Consider the following 1,707-nt stretch of genomic DNA (forward strand, 5'->3'; position numbering starts at 1 on the left):
TGAACCGCCCGATGGTCATGCGCAATGACGAATGCGCCAGTTCATCACTGCGGCCGAGCGCGCGCAGCACGTAACTCGGCTCCAGGCTGGCGGAGGTGCAGGCCGAGCCCGACGACACCGCAATGCCCTTGATGCCCATGATCAAGGACTCGCCTTCGACAAAGTTGAACGACATGTTGACGTTGTGCGGCACGCGCTGCGTCGGGTGGCCGTTCAGAAAGGTCTGCTCGATGTCGGACAACCCATCGACGAGCCGCTTGTGCAACATGCGGATGCGCTCGCTTTCCACACCCATCTCCTCACGGGCGATGCGGAAAGCCTCCCCCATGCCGATGATCTGGTGGGTGGGCAAGGTGCCTGAGCGCATGCCACGCTCGTGGCCGCCGCCGTGCATCTGCGCTTCGATGCGCACACGGGGCTTGCGCCGCACGTAGAGCGCACCGATGCCCTTGGGGCCATAGGTCTTGTGCGAGGCCAGGCTCATCAGGTCGACCGGCAGGGTGGCCAGGTCGATCGTCACCTTGCCAGTGGCCTGGGCCGCATCGACGTGGAAGATGATCCCGCGCTCACGGCACATCGCGCCGATGGCCGGAATGTCCTGGATGACACCGATCTCGTTGTTCACGAACATGACCGACACGAGGATGGTGTCGGCACGCATGGCGGCCTTGAGCTTGTCGAGGTCGAGCAGCCCGTCTTCCTCAACATCGAGGTAGGTCACCTCGAAGCCCTGGCGCTCCAGCTCGCGCATGGTGTCGAGCACGGCCTTGTGCTCGGTCTTGACGGTGATGAGGTGCTTGCCGCGTGTCTTGTAGAACTGCGCAGCGCCCTTCAAGGCCAGGTTATTGGACTCGGTGGCGCCCGACGTCCAGACCACCTCGCGGGGGTCGGCGCCGATCAGCGCTGCCACCTCTTCGCGCGCCTTCTCCACAGCCGCCTCAGCCTCCCAACCCCACGCGTGGCTGCGTGATGCCGGGTTGCCGAAATGTTCGCGCAACCACGGAATCATTGCATCGACCACGCGCTGGTCACACGGCGTGGTGGCGCCGTAGTCCATGTAGATCGGGAAGTGCTGGGTCATGTTCATGACGAAAAGGGAGCGAGTTACTTGGAGAGGGAGCCGCCCAGTGCGAAGACCGAGTTGGGCGCCGTAATCTTGATCGGCTTGACCACAGGCTGGGTGGAGATGGCGCGCTTGACGGGGTGCTCTTCGATCGAGATGCCCTTGGCCAATTGCTCCTCGACCAGCTTGCGCAGCGAGATGGAATCGAGGTACTCGATCATCTTGGCGTTGAGGCTGGACCACAGGTCGTGCGTCATGCAGCGGCCAGAGTCTTCGCCCATGCAGTTTTCTTTGCCACCACAGCCGGTGGCATCGATGGGCTCGTCAACGGCGACGATGATGTCGGCAACCGTGATTTCCTCGGACTTGCGACCGAGCGAATAGCCGCCGCCAGGGCCGCGAGTGCTTTCCACCAACTCATGGCGGCGCAGCTTGCCGAACAGCTGCTCGAGATAGGACAAAGAGATCTGCTGGCGAGCGCTGATGGCAGCAAGGGCGACCGGGCCCGTGTTCTCGCGCAAGGCAAGGTCGATCATGGCAGTAACGGCAAAACGGCCTTTGGTGGTCAATCGCATGAAATCCTCCTGGTGCCGGTGACAGCACAATTAGTCAATGAAAGCGATCAATGGTGGTTTCACGCTCAA

Annotated in this window: 2 protein-coding genes; both read right to left on the reverse strand. The window is 62.3% G+C overall.

The genetic code is table 11. The features are described from left to right. A partial coding sequence (locus RMO40_RS15650; RefSeq protein ID WP_309723298.1) for an IscS subfamily cysteine desulfurase occupies nucleotides 1-1,087 on the reverse strand: 1,087 nt, incomplete at its 3' end. Between the two features lie 17 nt (nucleotides 1,088-1,104). Beyond that, a complete protein-coding gene (gene iscR, locus RMO40_RS15655; RefSeq protein ID WP_309723301.1) occupies nucleotides 1,105-1,638 on the reverse strand; it encodes a Fe-S cluster assembly transcriptional regulator IscR in 534 nt (177 codons plus the stop codon). Nucleotides 1,639-1,707: the final 69 nt, after the last annotated feature.

Source organism: Rhizobacter sp. (assembly GCF_031412075.1).
Classification (GTDB): domain Bacteria; phylum Pseudomonadota; class Gammaproteobacteria; order Burkholderiales; family Burkholderiaceae_C; genus Rhizobacter.